The sequence below is a fragment of the Kitasatospora sp. NPDC127111 genome (assembly GCF_042677465.1).
Taxonomy (GTDB): Bacteria; Actinomycetota; Actinomycetes; order Streptomycetales; family Streptomycetaceae; genus Kitasatospora.
Window position 1 is genome coordinate 14526 of record NZ_JBHXTG010000101.1, and the last position, 12055, is coordinate 26580.

13 protein-coding genes and 2 tRNA genes are annotated in these 12055 nt (G+C 74.0%); 2 read left to right on the forward strand and 13 right to left on the reverse strand.

Annotated elements, in window-relative coordinates; genetic code table 11:
* Positions 1-68: 68 nt before the first annotated feature.
* From ACFVHB_RS36695 to ACFVHB_RS36730, 8 genes are all read right to left on the reverse strand, one after another.
* Positions 69-141 (reverse strand) — tRNA-Ala (locus tag ACFVHB_RS36695).
* A gap of 37 nt (positions 142-178) precedes the next feature.
* Positions 179-251, reverse strand: a tRNA-Ala gene (locus tag ACFVHB_RS36700).
* A 195-nt stretch (positions 252-446) separates the two neighbouring features.
* On the reverse strand, positions 447-1094 hold the full coding sequence (locus ACFVHB_RS36705) for a histidine phosphatase family protein (protein WP_380331276.1): 648 nt from the start codon (positions 1092-1094) through the stop codon (positions 447-449).
* Positions 1091-1561: a ribosome silencing factor gene (rsfS, locus tag ACFVHB_RS36710; protein ID WP_380331245.1), complete on the reverse strand. Its 471-nt coding sequence runs from the start codon at positions 1559-1561 to the stop codon at positions 1091-1093. Before rsfS ends, ACFVHB_RS36705 begins: the two co-directional genes overlap by 4 nt.
* A gap of 220 nt (positions 1562-1781) precedes the next feature.
* Positions 1782-3635 carry an LCP family protein gene (locus ACFVHB_RS36715; protein WP_380331248.1) on the reverse strand — a complete coding sequence of 618 codons (1854 nt, stop codon included), beginning with the start codon at positions 3633-3635 and terminating at the stop codon, positions 1782-1784.
* 16 nt (positions 3636-3651) lie between these two features.
* Complete coding sequence (gene nadD / locus ACFVHB_RS36720) at positions 3652-4284, reverse strand: nicotinate-nucleotide adenylyltransferase (protein WP_380331250.1); 633 nt, start codon at positions 4282-4284, stop codon at positions 3652-3654.
* A 201-nt stretch (positions 4285-4485) separates the two neighbouring features.
* Complete coding sequence (locus tag ACFVHB_RS36725; RefSeq protein WP_380331253.1) at positions 4486-4644, reverse strand: hypothetical protein; 159 nt, start codon at positions 4642-4644, stop codon at positions 4486-4488.
* A 185-nt stretch (positions 4645-4829) separates the two neighbouring features.
* On the reverse strand, positions 4830-4976 hold the full coding sequence (locus ACFVHB_RS36730; protein ID WP_174315742.1) for a hypothetical protein: 147 nt from the start codon (positions 4974-4976) through the stop codon (positions 4830-4832).
* A gap of 259 nt (positions 4977-5235) precedes the next feature.
* On the opposite strand from ACFVHB_RS36730, the gene ACFVHB_RS36735 reads away from it, so the two are divergent.
* Positions 5236-6300 carry a M48 family metallopeptidase gene (locus ACFVHB_RS36735; RefSeq protein ID WP_380331256.1) on the forward strand — a complete coding sequence of 355 codons (1065 nt, stop codon included), beginning with the start codon at positions 5236-5238 and terminating at the stop codon, positions 6298-6300.
* 108 nt (positions 6301-6408) lie between these two features.
* Here the strand turns inward: ACFVHB_RS36735 and ACFVHB_RS36740 are convergent, their stop codons facing one another.
* The 5 genes from ACFVHB_RS36740 to proB all read right to left on the reverse strand — a co-directional run bounded on the left by ACFVHB_RS36740 (position 6409) and on the right by proB (position 11545).
* A complete protein-coding gene (locus tag ACFVHB_RS36740) occupies positions 6409-7467 on the reverse strand; it encodes a hypothetical protein (RefSeq protein ID WP_380331259.1) in 1059 nt (352 codons plus the stop codon).
* Positions 7468-7592: 125 nt separating this feature from the next.
* The gene (locus ACFVHB_RS36745) at positions 7593-8183 is read right to left on the reverse strand and encodes a hypothetical protein (RefSeq protein WP_380331262.1); all 591 of its coding nucleotides are present in this window, start codon (positions 8181-8183) and stop codon (positions 7593-7595) included.
* Positions 8184-8273: 90 nt separating this feature from the next.
* Positions 8274-9596 carry a glutamate-5-semialdehyde dehydrogenase gene (locus tag ACFVHB_RS36750; protein WP_380331264.1) on the reverse strand — a complete coding sequence of 441 codons (1323 nt, stop codon included), beginning with the start codon at positions 9594-9596 and terminating at the stop codon, positions 8274-8276.
* A gap of 149 nt (positions 9597-9745) precedes the next feature.
* A complete protein-coding gene (locus tag ACFVHB_RS36755) occupies positions 9746-10273 on the reverse strand; it encodes a hypothetical protein (RefSeq protein WP_380331267.1) in 528 nt (175 codons plus the stop codon).
* 135 nt (positions 10274-10408) lie between these two features.
* Entirely contained in the window at positions 10409-11545 is a 1137-nt protein-coding gene (gene proB / locus ACFVHB_RS36760) for a glutamate 5-kinase (protein WP_380331270.1), read from the reverse strand.
* 307 nt (positions 11546-11852) lie between these two features.
* Between proB and ACFVHB_RS36765 the strand changes: the two genes are divergently transcribed.
* Positions 11853-12055: hypothetical protein (locus ACFVHB_RS36765; protein ID WP_380331273.1), on the forward strand; the 203-nt coding region annotated here is incomplete at its 3' end.

Below are 12055 nucleotides of genomic sequence, written 5' to 3' on the forward strand. Positions count from 1 at the left end.
GCGCGCCCGCTCCCCAGCGCTCACGCGCACGGCCCCACCCCGGTGGGTGGCGGCCTTCTCGCCGTCTGTGGAGCTACGGGGAATTGAACCCCGGACCTCTTGCATGCCATGCAAGCGCTCTACCAACTGAGCTACAGCCCCGCGACACGCACGATCCTCGCGGACCGCAGGTGCGGAGTGGAGCTACGGGGAATTGAACCCCGGACCTCTTGCATGCCATGCAAGCGCTCTACCAACTGAGCTACAGCCCCGCACTCACCGGATCTCCCGCTTCCCTTCCGGGCCGCGTTCCCTCCGTGCGAACGAGGAAGACTCTAACTGGTCAGGCCCGGAACTGCGAAATCCGCCCCCGCGGACCGCTGGGTGCCGCCGTCCGACGCGGCCCGGGAGGCACCGTCGAGTGCCGCCGCCCGGTGCCTCCGTACGGTGCCGCCGTCGGCCACCGCTCAGGTGTCGTCGCCGATGACCGGCTGCGGCAGGGTGCCCGCGTTGTGCTCCAGCAGGCGCCAGCCGTGCAGGCCCCGGCCCAGGACGGACCAGCAGCAGTTGGACAGGCCGCCGAAGCGCTCCCAGAGCACCGGCTCCAGGCCGAGCAGCCGCCCGAGCATGGTGCGGATGGTGCCACCGTGGCTGACCACCACCAGGGTGCCGTTCTCCGGCAGCTTCGCGACCGCTTCGAGCACCACCGGCACCGAGCGGTCGGCGACCTCGGTGGAGAGCTCGCCCCCACCGCGGCGGACCGGCTCGCCCTGCGTCCAGGCCTCGAACTCCTCGGGGAAGCGCTCGCGGATCTCGGCGTTGGTCAGGCCCTGCCAGGAGCCCGCGTAGGTCTCCCGCAGGCCCTCGTGGTGCTGCACGTCCAGGCCGGTGACCTTGGCGAGCTCGTCGGCGGTGCGCCGGGCGCGCTGGAGGTCCGAGGAGATCAGCAGGTCGGGCCGCAGGCCGGAGAGCAGCCGGGCCGCCCGCTGGGCCTGCAGGACGCCCTGGCCGGTCAGCTCGATGTCCGTGGTGCCCTGGAAGCGCGATTCGAGGTTCCAGGAGGTCTGGCCGTGCCGCCAGAAGACGATGCGCGGGCCCCGCGCGTCCCGGCTCAGCTGTAGTCCTCGGCGCCGAAGTTGTCCGCCGGGGCGGCCTCGGCCGGGGCGACGGCGTTGCCCTGCTCGTCGGTGTGCGCGTCGGGGCGGTTGCGCGAGGCGAGCGCGTCGGCCGGCAGCGGCAGCTCGGGGCAGTCCTTCCAGAGGCGGTCCAACGAGTAGAAGGAGCGCTCCTCGGAGTGCTGGACGTGCACCACGATGTCCAGGTAGTCGAGCAGGATCCAGCGGCCCTCGCGCTCGCCCTCGCGGCGCACCGGCTTGATGTCCAGCTGCTCGCGGAGCTGGTCCTCGATCTCCTCGGCGATCGACTTGACCTGGCGGTCGTTGTTCGCGGAGGCGATCAGGAAGGCGTCGGTGATCGACAGCACCTCGCTGACGTCGAACGCGATGATGTTGTGCGCCAGCTTGTCGGCCGCCGCCTGGGCGGCGACGGTGATGAGTTCCTGGCTGTGCTCGGTGGCGGTCACGGTGTTCTTCCGGCTCGGCGGCTTGGGGGCGAGCCCGGCGTGCGGCCGGGCATCGCCTTCCAGGATCTCACGCCGCCCGGGCGGCCCCGGAACCGTTTTCCGGGACCACCCCACGGCGGACCGCCCCGCACCCGACCGCCGCGGGCCGCTGCGACCGGGGCCGCCGGCGGCCGTCGGCGACCTTCGGCCCGCGTCGCGAACCGCTGCCGCGGGCGCCGCGCTACTGGGCCTTCGGCGGCTGGTAGTCCTTGCCGAGGACGACCACCAGGTCGGCGTTCTGCGCGTCGGTGACCTTCTTCACCGCCGTCTCCGGCAGGTTGAGGCTGACCGCCAGCGACTTCGCCGCGGCCTGCCGGGCGTCGTCGGTGTAGCGGATCTCACTGGCGGCCTGCGGCGCGGTCTTGGCGCCGCCGGGGATGAAGGTGAGGCCCGCGTTGATCACCTGGACCTGGGCGGCGGCGGCCGCCTGGTCGTTGCCGGTGGCGTCCTGGACGGAGACCCGGGCCGGGGCGTCGCCGGAGGCGGCGGACTTCACCGTGCCGCCCAGCACGTCCTTGACCTGCTTGCCGGCGGTGGCCTCGTCGAGCGAGCCGTCCGGCTTGACGGTCAGCGCGGTGGTGCCGAGGTGGCCGTCCTTGGCCTGCTGGGCGAGCTGCACCAGCACCCCGGCCAGCGCGTCCTCCGGCAGCGACGGGTCGAGCACGGCGTTCATCCGGTGGACGTCGTCCTTGGCATCCTTGAATTCGGTCGGCATGGTGCGCATGACCGCGTCCATCACCTGGCCGAACCGGGCCAGCTGGGCGTCCCGGTTCTCACCGGGCGCCTGCAGGGTCGCGTACCCGACCGCGGCCTTGCCGCTGAGCAGGGTGTTCTTGCCGGCGGCGGCGAGCAGTTTGCCGTCCGGCTTGCCGCCGTCGTGGGTCTCGGCGTTGGTGTCGACCCGGACGCCGCCGAGCTGGGAGACCAGCAGTTCCAGGTACGGGGTGTCCAGCCGCCAGGTGCCGGCCACCGGGGCGCCGAGCACCGTGGCCAGGCCGTCCCGGGTGGCGGAGGGGCCGATGGCGTCCATGGCCTGGCCGACGGTGGTGACCGGCGGGTCGCCGGGGCCGGGCAGCCGCAGGGTGTCGGGCAGCAGCAGGACGGTGCCCTTGTGGCCGGCGCTGTCGTTGACCAGCAGCGCGCTGGAGACCTTGCCCTGCAGGTCGCGCAGGTGCACCACGTTGACCTGGCGCGGGCCCGCGGCGGCGGCCGCGCTCTGCTTGTCGCCACCGGTGAACCACAGGTAGCCGCCGGTGCCGGCCCCCGCGAGGGCGAGGACCACGGCGGCGCCGATCAGCCGGTTGCGCAGCTTGCGGCGGCGCTCGGCGCGCACCTCGCTGCGGGACTCGGCGAACTTCAGCCAGTCGATGACGTCCTCGGACTCCTCCGCCTCCTCGTCGACGAAGGTGAACTCGCCGGTGGCGTAGGCGTCCTTGGGCGTCTTGGCGGCGGCGGCCCTGGCCGCGCGGCTCCCGCCGACCTGCTCGGACGGCGGCTCGGGCCGGGCGGGCGGCTCGGCGGCGGCCGGCCGGGCCGGGCGCGGGCGCGGCGGCACGGGGGCCGGCGCCGGCGCGGGCGGCTCGGGCTCCGGCTCGGTGACCACCGGCTGCGGCGCGGTGGCGTACTGCTGCTGGTACGGGTCGTAGCCGCCCTGCTGGTACGGCTGCTGGTAGGCCTGCTGGACGGGCTGCCCGTACTGGTCGTACTGCTCGTAGGGCTCGTACGACTGCGACTGCCCGTACGGCTGCGACCGCGGCGACTGGTGGGTCTGCTGCCCGTACGGCTGGTAGGGCTGCTGCTGGTACTGGTCCTGGTAGCCGCCGTACTGGTCCTGCCCGTACGCCTGCACCGGCTGCCCGTACTGGTCGTACTGCTCGTAGGGCTCGTACGACTGCGACTGCGACTGGGCCTGCGGCTGCGGCTGCGCCTGCCCGGTCTGCTGCTCGTACGGCCGGTACGGCTGCTGGTGCTGCTGGTACTGCTGGTACTGCCCGGTGGACCAGTCGTCCGGCTGTTGTCCCCGACGATCGCTCACTCGCACCCCTCCGGGCTCAGGTCCGGTGCGGCGCGTAGAGCGCCCGCTTGTCGATGTAGCGGACCACGCCGTCCGGGACGAGGTACCAGACCGGCTCGCCCTTGGCGACCCGGTTGCGGCAGTCCGTGGAGGAGATGGCCAGCGCGGGGACCTCCACCAGGGAGACCCCGCCCACCGGAAGCCCGGCGTCCGAAAGAGTGTGCCCCGGCCGGGTGCAGCCGATGAAGTGGGCGAGCGAGAAAAGCTCCTCGGAGTCCCGCCAGGAGAGGATCTGGGCGAGCGCGTCGGCGCCGGTGATGAAGAAGAGGTCGGCGTCCGGGTGCAGCGCGTGCAGGTCGCGCAGGGTGTCGACGGTGTAGGTCGGGCCCTCGCGGTCGATGTCGATCCGGCTGACCGAGAACTGCGGGTTCTCCGCCGTGGCGATGACCGTCATCAGGTAGCGGTCCTCGGCCGGGGTGACGTGGCGGTCCGTCTTCTGCCACGGCTGCCCGGTCGGTACGAAGATCACCTCGTCCAGGTGGAACGCGCTCGCCACCTCACTGGCGGCGACCAGGTGCCCGTGGTGGATCGGGTCGAAGGTGCCGCCCATGACACCGAGGCGTCGCTTGACCGGTTCCGGTCCGCCGGGATTCCCGGTCTGCTCTCCCATGCCGGAACACCTTACGCGACGCCCGTTACGGTGCGGGAACGCCCGGGTGCCGACCTCCCGAAGGCCCGGTGCGCAGACCCCTCGGCCAGGTGCGGCCACCCTGCCGCCCCGTGCGCCGCCCCGCCCCGGGCCGCCCCGGGCATGCGTGAGGGAGCGGCCGGCACACCTGCCGGACGCTCCCCGAGCGGCTCGCGGCTCGGCTCAGCGGTCCCGGTTGAAGCGGGTGGTCACGTAGAGCATCAGCAGCAGGATGAACAGCGCGGCGCCACCCGTCAGGTACGGGTTGAGGCTGTCGTGGTTGCCCCCCTCGCCCTCGGAGGCGAGCAGGTTCAGGACGGGAAGTGCGGCGGCAGTGCTCATGGTCGGCAGGACCTTCTCGGCTCGGATGACGGACCAGGGGGTGTACGGGCCGGGTGAGGGCCCACCCGCCATCGTACGGGGGGTCACCCGGCAACCGCTCGGCGGCCCACCGCGTCTGATCCGGCGTGAGCCGGGCCCCGGGGAGGAGGTGCTCACGGACGCCGTGGGGGCGGCCGGCAGGGGGCTCAGTTGTTGCGGCCGGCCCGCAGCAGGATCCACGCCAGCAGGCCCACGCCGACGAACGAGGCCACCACGATGATCCGCAGGAAGAGCCCCGGGCCGTTCTCCGTGGAGATCGGGCCGGCCAGGCTGACAAGGGCGTCGGTGGACATCTGCGGGCTCCTCGGACTGCTCGGTACCGCGGCCAGGTCTGGTCTCGGCTCTCCAGGGCATTCAGGGTAAACCGCCCTCACACCCGCGCCGCCCACCGCCCCCCGCGGCCCCGTCCGTGCCGTGCGGGGGCCGCGTGGGGTGACGGGCCGGGGACGAGTACGCAACCACGGACGTTGCACAGACAGTCGTTGCAGGCGAAGACCAGCGGGGGCCGGCCAACGGCCGGGGCCGCCGTCGACCAGGAGGGGTACTCACACCATGACCGACACCACCGCGAAGAGCCCGAGCCGGCGCCGCCAGCGCTTCCCGGAGATCTCCACCCGGGCCTGGGAGCACCCGGCGGACCGCTCCGCCCTCGTGGCCCTGCGCAAGCTGACCGGCTTCGACGACGTGCTGAAGAAGCTCGCCGGTCTGGTCTCGGAGCGCTCGATCCGGCTGATGTTCCTGGCCACCGCCGTGAAGACCTCGGAACGGCAGTTCCCCGAGCTGCACGACATGGTGCGCGACGCCGCGTACGTGCTGGACCTGGAGAAGGTCCCGGACCTCTACGTCAGCCAGGACCCGACGGTCAACGCGTACTGCATCGGCATCGACACGCCGGTCATCGTCATCACCAGCGGCCTGGTCGAACTGCTCGACGAGGAGGAACTGCGCTCGGTCATCGGCCACGAGGTGGGCCACGCCATGTCCGGCCACGCGGTCTACCGGACGATGCTGCTGATCCTCACCAACATCGCGGTCCGGATCGCCTGGCTGCCGCTCGGCAACCTCGCGATCATGGCGATCGTCACCGCGCTCAAGGAGTGGTTCCGCAAGGCCGAGCTCTCCAGCGACCGGGCCGGCCTGCTCGCCGGGCAGGACGTCCAGGCGTCCATGCGGGCCCTGATGAAGCTGGCCGGCGGCCACAACCTGGCCGAGATGAACGTCGACGCCTTCCTGGAGCAGGCCGAGGAGTACGAGAAGGCCGGGGACCTGCGCGACGGCGTGCTCAAGCTGCTCCAGGTGCTGCCGCAGAGCCACCCCTTCGCGGTGGTGCGGGTCGCCAAGCTCAAGAAGTGGGCGGAGAGCGACGAGTACCGCTCGATCCTGGCCGGCGCCTACCCGCGCCGCACCGACGACGCCGACACCTCGGTCAGCGACCAGTGGAAGGCCGCCGCCGACCACTACACGACCTCGGTGAAGGAGAGCAAGGACCCGCTGATGGGCCTGATCCGCGACGTCGCCGGCGGTGCGGCCACGGTCGGCGGCAAGCTGCGCGACACCTTCGCCGGCGCCGCCCGCGGCAACGGCCAGGCGCCGCGCGACCAGCGCGACGAGGACTGACCCCGGCCCGCGACGGCCGGCCGGTCCGCCCGTACGACGGCCCCCGCCTCCCTCCCGGGACGGCCGGGGGCCGTCGCCGTGTCGGGTCCGGCCGGCCGGCGGACGGGCTCAGCCCGCCAGCACCCCGCAGACCTGCCAGGCCGGCTTGGCGTGGTTGCCTGGATCGATCCCGGTCGGGGCGGTCACCTGCGTGCCGTCCGGCCCCGCCAGCACCGGCTGGACGAAGGCGGCCAGCGATCCGGTGCACGGCACCGGCCCGGCCTGCAGCACCGAGTCCACCAGCCGCAGTTGGGCGGACGCCAGGTCGATCCGGTCGAACTGGAAGGTCAGCTGCCGCCGCACGGTCTCCAGCGTCACCGGGGCACCGCTCGGCGCCCCGGCCGGCTTCAGCGCGTAGACGAAGGTGTGGTCGGTGGTGATCTGCAGCGTGCTGCTGTCCGCCTCGTCGATCCGCATCGCGCCGGCCACCTTCACGCTGTCCGCCGCCAGCGCGACCTGCGCCGGGTCGAAGCGGACCACCCACCCGGTCAGCGCGTGGTGCCGGTCGTCGACGGGCTGGGCCACGCTGCTGTCGAACTGGGCCTGCTCGCCGGGCGTGACGAACGCCCGCACCTCGGCGGTCGAGCCCTGGACCAGGGCCGCCGGCGCCAGCGAGGAGGCCACCAGGTACCGCTGGACGGTGTCCAGCGCCTTGGTCACCTCGACCTTGCTGAAGTGCCCGGTGGCCGCCCCCGCGGGGGTGCCGAGGCCGAGCGCGCCGTCGCCGTAGCCGGGGGGCAGCGCGGCGAACGGACTGGCCGGGTCGGCGACCGGCCGGACCGCCGAAGCCGGGCTCAACGCCACCAGACTGACGGTCAGTTGACTGCCCTCGGGCCGGACCGCCTGCCGGTTCGGCGAGCTGATGCCGAAGTACACGGCGGCCGCGAAGGCCACCAGGATCAGCAGCAGCAGCGCCAGCGCCTGCCGCGGCACGGTGCCCAGCGGGCCGAGCCGCACGCGCGGGCGGGTGGCCCGGCCGAAGGAGCCCGCCAGCCGCTCCCGGGCGGACAGCTCCTGGATCCGGGCAGCCCGCACGAACGATTCGTCGAAGACGACGGACCGGTACTCGTCCTCGTTTCCGGAACCACCGTCGGGCGTACCCTCCGGAGGCTCTCGCGGGTCACCCATGACACCAGGGTAAGGCGCACCCGCACCCCGCCACGAGGGTGCGCGCGCACATTCCCGGGGACGCCCGGTGACCGCCCGCCCGGGGCGCACCACCCCCGGGACCCCGCGCCCCTCGGCGCGGCGGATCAGCCTGCCGGCGCGGTGACCACGAGCGAGGGCTCGGCCGGCGTGGGCACCGGGTCGACCCCCGCGCTGCTGCTCCCGGACTCGGGCCGCCGGGGCGTACCGCCGCCGGCGCCCACGCCCTGGTAGACCGCCGCGACCGCCACCGCGACCAGGCTCACGCCCATGATCACGGCGAGCACCCAGGCCACCGGCCGGTGCCAGCGCTGCTGGGCCACGTAGCGCCCGCGCCGCGCCCGCACCGGGTCGTAGCCGCCCGGCCGGCCCCACCGGCGGGTCCGGCGCCCGGCCGCCCGGCCGGGGCCCGACCACGGATCGGGGTACAGGTGGTCGTCGTCGAGCCCGCTCGGGTACGGGCGCAGCTCCAGCGGGAGCCCGTCACCGACCGGGACGTCATAGCCCCAGCCCGCCACCGTCGTGTCCGGCTCGAACCGGGCCTCGGCGGCGGCGAGCTGCCGCTCCTTGGCCGTCGGCTCGTGCACGGCGGCGGAGCGGACGAAGGCCTCATCGAAGACCACGGTGGCGAACTCGTCGTCCGCACCACCGTGGTCGGCGCCGTCGGGGTACGGCAAGCCCCCCACATCCTCAGCCACGGGATTCAGCGTATTACCGGGCGGGCGTTTTGTCTGTGGCTCATCGCAGTTGGTCCGTCACCCGTGTGACGCGGACCGCCGCGCGGGAGCTCAGCGGGCGTCGGCCGCGCCGCCCACGGTCTGCTCCGCCTCGCCCCGGACGTGCCCGTCACCAGTGACGATGTACTTGGTGCTGGTCAGCTCGGGCAGGCCCATCGGGCCGCGGGCGTGCAGCTTCTGGGTCGAGATGCCGATCTCGGCGCCGAAGCCGAACTCACCGCCGTCGGTGAACCGGGTCGAGGCGTTGACGGCCACGGTGGTGGCGTCGACCAGCTGCGTGAAGCGGCGGGCGGCGGCCTGCGAGGTGGTGACGATCGCCTCGGTGTGGCCGGAGGACCAGCGGCGGATGTGCGCGACGGCGGCGTCCAGGGAGGGCACCACGGCGGCGGCCAGGTCGTAGGAGAGGTACTCGGTCTCCCAGTCCTCCTCGACCGCCGGGACGACGGTGGCGGGCGAGCCCTCGGCCGCCTTGAGCACCGCGTCGTCGCCGTGCACCGTCACGCCGGCCTCGGCCAGCGCGGCGAGCGCGAGCGGCAGGAAGGCCTCGGCGACGTCCTGGTGGACCAGCAGGGTCTCGGCGGAGTTGCAGACGCTGACCCGCTGGGCCTTGGAGTTCAGCAGGATGCCGACGGCCATCGCGAGGTCGGCCTGCGCGTCCACGTAGACGTGGCAGTTGCCGGTGCCGGTCTCGATCACCGGGACGGTCGAGCCCTCGACCACGGTGCGGATCAGCGAGGCGCCGCCGCGCGGGATCAGCACGTCGACCAGGCCGCGGGCGCGCATCAGTTCCTGGACGGAGTCCCGGCTCTCCCCGGGGACCAGCTGGATCGCGTCCGCGGGCAGCCCGGCCGCGGCGACGGCGTCGCGCAGCACGGCGACCAGCGCGGTGTTGGAGCGGTAGGCGGAGGCCGAGCCGCGCAGCAGCACCGCGTTGCCGGACTTCAGGCAGAGCCCGGCGGCGTCCACGGTGACGTTCGGGCGGGCCTCGTAGATGATGCCGACGACGCCGAGCGGGACCCGCACCTGGCGGACGTCCAGGCCGTTGGGCAGCGTGTAGCCGCGGACCACCTCGCCGACCGGGTCGGGCAGTCCGGCGACGTCGCGGACGTCCGAGGCGATGGCGGCGATCCGCTCGTCGTTCAGCGTCAGCCGGTCGATCACCGACTCGGCGGTGCCGGCCTCGCGGGCGCGCGCGACGTCCTCGGCGTTGGCGGCGGTGATCTCGGCGCTGCGGGCCACCAGGGCGTCCGCGATCGCCAGCAGCGCGGCGTCCTTCGCCCGGCGCGGCAGCGGGGCGAGCGCGGCGGCGGCCTCCCGGGCACGGCGCGCTACGGCGAGGACGGGGCTGTCGGCGGTGGCGAGGTCGCTGGTCATGCGCCAAGGGTAGCGACTGCGCCGGGCCCGCCGAGCCGGTATTTCGCCCGGTGAGACGACCCCGGCCGGGGAGCGGGGCACCGGACCGGAGCGCCCCGGAGGCGAGCCGCGGCCGCTCGCGCGGGGTGCACGCCCAAAACGGGTGGACGCTAGTACGGGTGCACGCCCCCCAGGTGCGGTGGCGGGTCGCCGAAGCCCTCGGCGACCCGCTTGTGGTACGTCGCCCGGTCGACCACCTCCAGGCCGACGATCTCCCACGGCGGCAGCTTCGCGGTCGCCTTGTGCTCGCCCCACAGCCGCAGCGCGATCGCGGCCGCGTCGTGCAGGTCGCGGGCCTGTTCCCAGTAGCGGATCTCCGCGTGGTCGGCCGCGTAGCGGGCGGTCAGGAAGAACGAGTGGTCGTGCGCCAGCCGCTCCAGCCCGGCCCGTAGCTCGGACAGCGGCGTGACCGGCCCGGAGACGCTCAGCACCACGTGCCAGAGCCGCGCCTGTTCGGGCACCGTGGGCGGCTCGCCCTGTCCCCGCCGGTCCGGCCGGATGCCGCGTACCGCGCCGGGCCCGTGCTGCGGCGGACCGGCCGGCTCGGCGGGGTCGTCGCCCTCGCGTCCGCCGTCGATGCTGGTCAGCCGCCGGCCCGCCGTTCCTCCGTTCAGCGCTGCCTCGCGCCTGCGTTCCACCGGCGGCCTCCTGTTCGGCGATGTCGTGTCGTCGTACCCGCCGGCCCCGGCCCGACGCGTACGGCTGCGCCCCTCCTCGCCCGCGGCCGGGCGTGCACTCCCTGCGGAGCCGCCCGTGCCGCGGGTGCGGGCCGGTCAGCCGCGCAGGACGACCAGGTCGTCGCGGTGGACGACCTCCCGCTCGTACGCGGCGCCGAACTCCTGGGCCAGGTCTCGGGTGGACCGGCCGAGCAGGCGGGGCAACTCCCTCGCATCAAAGTTGACCAGTCCGCGCGCCACGATGTGGCCGTTTTCGCCAAGAAGGTCCACCGGATCACCCGCGGCGAACTCGCCGTCGACCTTGGTGACCCCGGCCGGCAGCAGCGACGCGCCCCCGGAGACGACCGCCGCGACGGCGCCCTCGTCCAGGTGCAGGGCGCCGCGCGGGCTGCTCGCGTGGGCCAGCCAGAGCATCCGGTCGGAGGTGCGGCTGCCGGTGCGCAGGAACAGCGTGCCGGTGGGCCGGCCGGCCAGCGCGTCGGCGGCCTGGCTGGCGGCGGTGAGGACCACCGGGATGCCCGCGCCGGTGGCGATCCGGGCCGCCTCGACCTTGGTGACCATGCCGCCGGTGCCGACGCCGGCCTTGCCCGCGCTGCCGATCTCGATGCCGTCCAGGTCGTGCGGGCCGGTCACCTCGGCGATCCGGCGGGTGTCCGGGCGGCTCGGGTCGCCGTTGTAGAGGCCGTCCACGTCGGAGAGCAGGACGAGCAGGTCGGCCCGGACGAGGTGGGCGACGAGCGCGGCCAGCCGGTCGTTGTCACCGAACTTGATTTCGGCGGTGGCGACGGTGTCGTTCTCGTTGACGACCGGCATCGCGCCCATGGCCAGCAGCTGGTCCAGCGTCCGGTAGGCGTTGCGGTAGTGGGCGCGGCGGCTGGCGTCCTCGGCGGTCAGCAGGACCTGGCCGACCCGGATGCCGTACCGGGCGAACGAGGCGGTGTACCGGGCGACCAGCAGGCCCTGGCCGACGCTGGCGGCGGCCTGCTGGCGGGCGAGGTCCTTGGGCCGCTTCTCCAGCCCGAGCGGGGCGAGGCCGGCCGCGATGGCGCCGGAGGAGACCAGGACCACCTCGGGGGCGTCCGGGCGGCTGCGGACCTTGGCGATCGCGTCGACCAGGGCGTCGACCCGGTCGGCGTCCAGGCCGCCGGCCGCCGTGGTGAGTGAGGAGGAGCCGACCTTGACGACGATCCGCCGGGCGGTCAGCACCTCCTCCCGCAGTGAGTCCTCGCTCATCTTCGCTGTACGCCCTTCCGGTGTGGTGCGGGTACGGCGGCCCGGGCCGGCCGTTACCCCCGCAATCTACGCGATCGGCGCACGCGGCCCGCAGGCCATTTCACCGGCTGGACCCGGCCTGGTCACGGCCCTGACACAGGGCGGCCGCCAAGCCGGGCGGCTGGTATGGTCCCTGACCGAAAGCCAGATCGGGGGACGGCTTCTTGCCCGCTGTACCCATGTCTCCAACCCCTCTTGGATAGGGCAGCACCGCACGGGCAGGCCGTTCAACGGTTTCGCGGGCGCGTGCCCGGGAGTTAGCGCACTGATGCGTTCGAACAGCATGAAGCTCACCGTCGCCGCCCTGGCGGCCGCCACCGCCCTCTCGCTCGCCGCCTGCGGCCCCGACAACGCCGATGCCGACGCCGGCGCCGGTGCCGCCCCGACCACGGCGGGCGGCGCGGCCACCGGCGGCGCTGCCACGGGCGGTGCGGCCACGGGCGGGGCCGGCGGTACGGCCACCTCGCCCGC

What these genes read in the sequence shown, in the direction of transcription:
- ACFVHB_RS36750 (WP_380331264.1), bottom strand. Translation starts at nt 9,596, where the DNA reads ATGACCAGCGACCTCGCCACCGCCGACAGCCCCGTCCTCGCCGTAGCG.
- ACFVHB_RS36730 (WP_174315742.1), bottom strand. Translation starts at nt 4,976, where the DNA reads ATGTCCACCGACGCCCTTGTCAGCCTGGCCGGCCCGATCTCCACGGAG.
- nadD (WP_380331250.1), bottom strand. Translation starts at nt 4,284, where the DNA reads ATGGGAGAGCAGACCGGGAATCCCGGCGGACCGGAACCGGTCAAGCGA.
- proB (WP_380331270.1), bottom strand. Translation starts at nt 11,545, where the DNA reads ATGAGCGAGGACTCACTGCGGGAGGAGGTGCTGACCGCCCGGCGGATC.
- ACFVHB_RS36735 (WP_380331256.1), top strand. Translation starts at nt 5,236, where the DNA reads ATGACCGACACCACCGCGAAGAGCCCGAGCCGGCGCCGCCAGCGCTTC.
- ACFVHB_RS36740 (WP_380331259.1), bottom strand. Translation starts at nt 7,467, where the DNA reads ATGGGTGACCCGCGAGAGCCTCCGGAGGGTACGCCCGACGGTGGTTCC.
- ACFVHB_RS36725 (WP_380331253.1), bottom strand. Translation starts at nt 4,644, where the DNA reads ATGAGCACTGCCGCCGCACTTCCCGTCCTGAACCTGCTCGCCTCCGAG.